The following is a 5,970-nucleotide window of genomic DNA, read 5'->3' as shown; positions in this document are numbered from 1 at the left end:
CAAAGCCGTAACCCTGGACAAAGAGCCGCTTGTGAAGCCGGAGCAGGCGCTGGTGGTTACGCAAATTCTGGAGGCGATATACGAATCCGCCCGCACCGGGAAGACGGTTTATTTTGACGGAGCCCAGGATAGCGCAACCCAGGATTCGGCTCAAGCGGTGCTCAATAAATAAATCAATTAACATAATTAGGGAAGATATACGAGAGGAGAAACACAATCCATGAAACTTGGCGTATTTATGGTACTGTTCGGGGGCCGCAAGCTGGAGGATGCGCTGGACTATGTGGCGGAAAAAGGAGTTAAAGCGGTGGAGATCGGCACGGGAGGCAATCCCGGAAAAAGCCACTGCGATCCGAAGCTGCTGCTGGAAGACGAGCGGGCGCTGAAGGAGTTCAAGCATGCGGTGGAGTCGAGAGGGCTGATCATCAGCGCGCTTAGCTGTCACGGCAACCCGCTGCATCCGCAAAAAGCACTGGCGCAGAAGGATCACGAGGATTTTCTGAATTCCGTAAAATTAGCTGAAAAGCTGGGAGTCCCGGTTGTCAATACGTTCTCCGGCTGCCCCGGAGACCATGAGGATGCGAAGTATCCGAACTGGCCGGTTGCGCCTTGGCCGAATGATTTTCAGGAAGTGCTGAAATGGCAGTGGGAGAATAAAATCATCCCTTACTGGACGGAGACGGGGGCATTTGCGGCTGAGCATGGCGTTAAGGTCGGCCTTGAGCTGCATGGCGGCTTCTCGGTTCACACACCGGCAACGCTGCTTCGCCTGAGAGAGGCGGCGGGCGAAGTCGTCGGGGCGAACCTGGACCCGAGCCATATGTGGTGGCAGGGCATCGATCCTGTGCAGGCTATTCATGTCCTGGGCCGCGCCGGAGCGATTCATCACTTCCATGCCAAGGATACGGTCATTGATCCGGTTAACGTGAACAAGTACGGCCTGACCGATATGCAGACTTATGACAACATGCTGGACCGCGCCTGGCAGTTCCGCACCGTCGGCTACGGCCATGATCTGAAGACTTGGGCGGATATTGTCAGTGCGCTTCGCCTGGTCGGCTATGATTATGTCGTCAGCATTGAGCATGAAGACGGGCTGATGTCGATCAACGAAGGCTTCTCCAAAGCGGTCGACAATCTGAACCAGGTGCTGATTCAGGAGCAGATCGGTGAAATGTGGTGGCTGTAAGGAGTTAATCCGGACAGGGCTGATTTAGCCGGGAGGCATACTCGAACCCGCCGGGGCCAGGGCAAATTGGCACCGGCGGGTTTTCGATTTCTAGTGTTTTCGATTTCTAGTGTTTCGAATGAGAGGGGATTACAATGGAAAATAATAAATGGTGGAAAGAAACGGTAGTCTATCAAATTTACCCTCGGAGCTTTCAGGATACGAACGGAGACGGCATCGGAGACCTGAAAGGAATTATCTCCAGACTGGATTATTTGGCGGAGCTTGGGATCGGCGCTATCTGGCTTTCCCCGGTATGCAAATCGCCCCAGGATGACAATGGCTACGATATTTCCGATTATCAGGATATCGATCCGATGTTCGGCTCTTTGGAGGACATAGAGCTGCTGATTAACGAATCCAAGAAACGGAACATCCGAATTGTCATGGATCTGGTGCTGAACCACTCGTCCGACGAGCACCCTTGGTTTCTGGAAGCGAAGAAAGGCAAAGATAACCCGTACTATGATTACTACGTCTGGAGAGACGGGGTAGAGGGAACGCCGCCCAACGATTTGCGAAGCTGCTTTGGCGGGTCTGCGTGGGAGTGGGTGCCGGAGCTGGGGCAATATTATTTGCATCTGTTCTCTGTGAGGCAGCCGGATCTCAACTGGGATAATCCCAAAGTCCGGCAGGAGATTTACGATATGATCAACTGGTGGATGGACAAAGGTGTGGGCGGTTTCCGGCTCGATGTGATCGATCTGATCGCCAAGGAGCCCGACCGGAAAATCACCGCCAACGGCCCGAAGCTTCATACGTATATTCAAGAGCTCAGCAGGGAAACTTTTCAAAAGGGAGATCTGTTAACGGTAGGCGAAACCTGGGGCGCAACTCCGGAAATCGCCAAGCTGTACAGCAATCCCGATGGCAGTGAGTTTTCCATGGTGTTCCAGTTCGAGCATATCATGCTGGATGAACAGGAAGGGAAAGGAAAATGGGATCTTGCGCCGCTGGATTTCCTGAAACTAAAGCAGGTGCTGTCCAAATGGCAGACGGAGCTGAAGGGCGAAGCCTGGAACAGCCTATTCTGGAACAACCACGATCTGCCGCGCATCGTCTCCCGCTGGGGGAATGACGGCGAATACCGCGTGGAGTCGGCCAAAATGCTGGCCACCCTTCTTCATGGAATGCAGGGCACTCCTTACATCTATCAGGGTGAAGAGCTGGGCATGACGAATGTGCGCTATCCTCTTGAGGATTTCCGGGACATCGAGCTGCTGAACCTGTACAAGGAGCGAATCGAAAGCGGATACGCCCACGAAGAGATCATGGAATCGATTTACGCCAAAGGCCGCGACAATGCGCGTACGCCGATGCAGTGGGATGCTTCCGAACATGCGGGCTTTACAGCGGGTCAGCCTTGGATTCGGGTCAATCCGAATTACACGGAGATCAATGCGGCGGGCGAATTAGAGAATCCGGACTCCATCTTTCATTACTACAAGAAGCTGATTCGGCTGCGCAAGGAATATAACGTAATCGTTTACGGTGAATACAAGCTGCTGTTTCCCGAAGATAGGGAATTGTTCGGCTATATCCGCACATTGGGAGAGACCACACTGCTCGTGCTGTGCAATTTTTATGGAAATAACGTTTCATTTGAAATGCCTGAAGAGCTGGCTGGAGAAAAGGAACTGCTGATCTCGAACTATAGCGATGAAGCTTCCGGCGGTTCGCTCCGTCCTTATGAGGCAAGAATGTACCTGTTGAAATAAGTTGGAAGTGAAACAAGCGCCGAGCCTCATTTGAGGACCGGCGCTTGTTAGCGTCAAGAAGCCGTATGTCTGGAGTGAAAAAGGCAGTACAGCATAATGGCCTGCTGGACATACAGAAGACATTTTTTGAATTCATATCCGACAAAATAATCCGATTCTATGATATCCGCCGAGACCTCTTCCCCTCTGAAAAAGGGCGGACACGGATTGAGCAGTGCGCCGGGCTTGGCCGTCTGCATTCTCTGCATATTGATTTGGTACTTCCCTATGTATTCGGCAGTCCGGTATTCCTCCGGCAAAGAATCGGTCAGCAGGATGTCGCTGTCCTGTAATATCCCGTCCAGACGGGTATGAAACGTATAATTAGCGGTTTCCGGCGCAAGCGCATTGCCCTTAGTAGAGACGTGATGGAAGTTTAAATTCATCCTCTTCGCCATGCTCATCCATGTCCGGCTGACGTTGCCTCCCGGGCCCACAAAGGTATAGACCAGGTCCTTGTAATCCGGTCTCCGCCTGCTGATTGCATAGAGGTCGGACATGATTTCGCACGGATGGTTCTCCGAAGTCATCGCATTAATAACTGGAATCGAAGCATTACGCGACAGTTCCCGAAGCTTATTGAGGTCCGGATGCCGGACTACGGCCGCGTCGGCCCAGTTCTCCATATAGCCTATGACATCGGCAAGGTCTTCTCTCTTATTCAAAGCTTCCGGGGACATGCAAATACACTTACCCCGCAGATCGCGGATGCCTTTCTCAAAGCTTACTCTCGTACGAAGACTGGTTTCGGGAAATAATAAAACGAACGTTTTTCCTTGAAGCAGGGGTTGCTCCCGGTTCTGGCAAAGCCGGTCGGCCAGGCCAAAAATATCTTGAATTTGTTCTTCCTTCCACTCCTCAATATCCAGAAAATTCAGGGCGATCACGTCCTTGTGTAAAAGATGGGCAAGTCTGAATAGCGAAAAAATATAGTAAAATATGTATTAGTATACACTAATTATTATGAATAGTGATATGATAAACATTCTAAACTCCCTCAGTGCAGGGGAGAATTTTAACATAGAATACCTATCAATATATGTAATATAAAATGACAAAGATAAAAATTTAATTAAAGTGTGTCATTTATATTGACATTCATTTATTCCCGATAGTATTATTATCGAAAATAGCAGCTGTAACGAAGATGAAAGATTCAGAAAGGTTGTTTTCATTTGCGGGAAAAGGTTTTCCTTCGTTTCTTAAATGCTTAATCGATGGTTGAAAAAAGGTGTGTATCGAAGGTTCTCTCTTTTTTTGAGACTGAGGAAAAGGTTTTCCTAATTATGACAAAGGGGGTGAAAGCATGTCATTTACAATCAAGGATGTGGCCAGACTGGCGAATGTCTCCATTGCCACGGTGTCGCGGGTGCTGAACCGGAGCAAGCCTGTCAGTCCCGAAGTTCGTGAGAAGGTGATGAAAGTGGTGGACGAGCTTGGATACAATCCAAATCCTGTGGCCCGGACGCTGATTATGAAGGAGAGTATGCTGGTCGGTGTGCTGATTTCGGATGTCGCCAATACCTTTATTTCGATGTTCGTACGCGGCATTGAAAAAGAACTCTTCCAGCATGGCTATACGACTCTGCTCTGCAATACGAACGGGGATACGGATGTTGAACTCCATTATTTAAATCTGCTTAGTGATAAGTATGTGGATGGCGTTGTACTGTTAACCTCCGCTCCGAAACAGGAGCAAATCGATTTCTTTAACAAGTATGATATTCCCGTTATCTTTTCGAGCCATACAGACAAGGACAGCCGGTTCCCTTGCATTAACATTGATGATTACCAAGCAAGCTATGATGCCGCTAAGTATCTGATCGGACTGGGTCACCGCAGCATCGCCTTTTTCTGCGGACCGATGGAGTACTACCAGACGATCCGGCGTTTTGACGGGTATAAGCAGGCTTTGGCAGATTACGGAATTGAGTACCAGGAAAAGTGGCTTTTTGATAAGGACTATGACATTGAATCAGGGTACAAGAGCGGAATGGAGCTGTTCGCGCAGGCGGATCGGCCTACGGCGGTCTGCTGTGTCAGCGATATGGTTGCTATCGGGGCGATCCGGGCGGCGGAAGACAGCGGAGTCAGCGTTCCGGAGGATGTATCCATTATGGGCTTTGATGATATCCCGATTGCCGGAGCTTACCGGCCAGCGCTCACGACGATCCACCAGCCGGTCTACGATCTAGGCGCCGGGTCGGCGCAGATGCTGCTCAAACAGATTCGTGAAAAAGGCAATTATATTCGGGAAGCTAAAATTCTTCCTCATGAGATTATTGAAAGAGAAAGCTGCCGGGCACTGACTGACTGATCTTAATATTCCATTCATAATCCGAGGGAGAGATAAGCGATGACTAAGAAATTGGGACTTCTCGCACTTTGTATGATGCTGATGTTAATGCTCGCGGCGTGCGGCGGCAAGGCCGGTTCCGGGGCGGACAATACAGGCAATACCTCCAGTACGGCCGGTAACAGCGGGGAGGAAGCGGCGGCGGAAGGGACGGAGGAATTAACGCCTGAACCGGGGGCGGAGTTGACCTTCTGGACGATCAAGGATGGTTTCAGCGATTACGCCGTTCAAGAGTTTGAAAAGAAATACAACATTAAAGTGGCGGTAGAAGACGTCGCTTACTGGGACAGTGTGGCCAGGCTGACAACGGATGGACCGGCAGGCACTGGCGCGGATGTATTCGGGATGACGAATGATTTTCTCGGCGGAGCCGTAAATGCCGGGCTTGTCCTGCCGAACGACTATTTTGAAGAAGAGACCCGAAGCATCAACCGCAATTTGGCCGTTGACGCATCAACCTATGAGGGCATTCTGTACGGTTATCCCCGGTCCGTGTACTCATACGGGCTGTATGTCAATAAAGATTTGGTGAAAGACGCCAAGCTGGACACATGGGAAGACGTCATTGCGTTCTCCAAGAAATTCAGTGATGTCAAGAACAATAAATACGGATTTATGCTTGATAATGG

5 protein-coding genes are annotated in these 5,970 nt (G+C 50.3%); 4 read left to right on the top strand and 1 reads right to left on the bottom strand.

Annotation, left to right across the window (positions count from 1 at the left end):
- The first annotated feature begins 220 nt into the window (after window positions 1-220).
- Both L691_RS0105350 and L691_RS0105345 read left to right on the top strand, forming a co-directional pair.
- Window positions 221-1,189 carry a sugar phosphate isomerase/epimerase family protein gene (locus tag L691_RS0105350; RefSeq protein ID WP_025689236.1) on the top strand — a complete coding sequence of 323 codons (969 nt, stop codon included), beginning with the start codon at window positions 221-223 and terminating at the stop codon, window positions 1,187-1,189.
- Window positions 1,190-1,323: 134 nt separating this feature from the next.
- Window positions 1,324-2,946: a glycoside hydrolase family 13 protein gene (locus L691_RS0105345; RefSeq protein WP_025689234.1), complete on the top strand. Its 1,623-nt coding sequence runs from the start codon at window positions 1,324-1,326 to the stop codon at window positions 2,944-2,946.
- A gap of 53 nt (window positions 2,947-2,999) precedes the next feature.
- Here the strand turns inward: L691_RS0105345 and L691_RS0105340 are convergent, their stop codons facing one another.
- On the bottom strand, window positions 3,000-3,872 hold the full coding sequence (locus tag L691_RS0105340) for an ornithine carbamoyltransferase (RefSeq protein ID WP_232229103.1): 873 nt from the start codon (window positions 3,870-3,872) through the stop codon (window positions 3,000-3,002).
- Window positions 3,873-4,291: 419 nt separating this feature from the next.
- Between L691_RS0105340 and L691_RS0105335 the strand changes: the two genes are divergently transcribed.
- Window positions 4,292-5,302 (top strand): LacI family DNA-binding transcriptional regulator, encoded by a 1,011-nt coding sequence (locus L691_RS0105335; protein ID WP_025689232.1) that lies wholly within the window; start codon window positions 4,292-4,294, stop codon window positions 5,300-5,302.
- A 39-nt stretch (window positions 5,303-5,341) separates the two neighbouring features.
- Window positions 5,342-5,970: extracellular solute-binding protein (locus L691_RS0105330; RefSeq protein WP_025689231.1), on the top strand; the 629-nt coding region annotated here is incomplete at its 3' end.

Origin of the sequence: Paenibacillus zanthoxyli JH29, from assembly GCF_000520715.1 — a bacterium.
GTDB lineage: Bacteria > Bacillota > Bacilli > Paenibacillales > Paenibacillaceae > Paenibacillus_AQ > Paenibacillus_AQ zanthoxyli.
Note: the sequence above shows the minus strand (reverse complement) of the source record. Positions and strands in the feature narration are given on the sequence as shown.

Excerpts from the sequence above, each read along its gene's own strand:
- L691_RS0105335 (WP_025689232.1), top strand. The coding sequence starts at position 4,292 with ATGTCATTTACAATCAAGGATGTGGCCAGACTGGCGAATGTCTCCATT.
- L691_RS0105350 (WP_025689236.1), top strand. The coding sequence starts at position 221 with ATGAAACTTGGCGTATTTATGGTACTGTTCGGGGGCCGCAAGCTGGAG.
- L691_RS0105345 (WP_025689234.1), top strand. The coding sequence starts at position 1,324 with ATGGAAAATAATAAATGGTGGAAAGAAACGGTAGTCTATCAAATTTAC.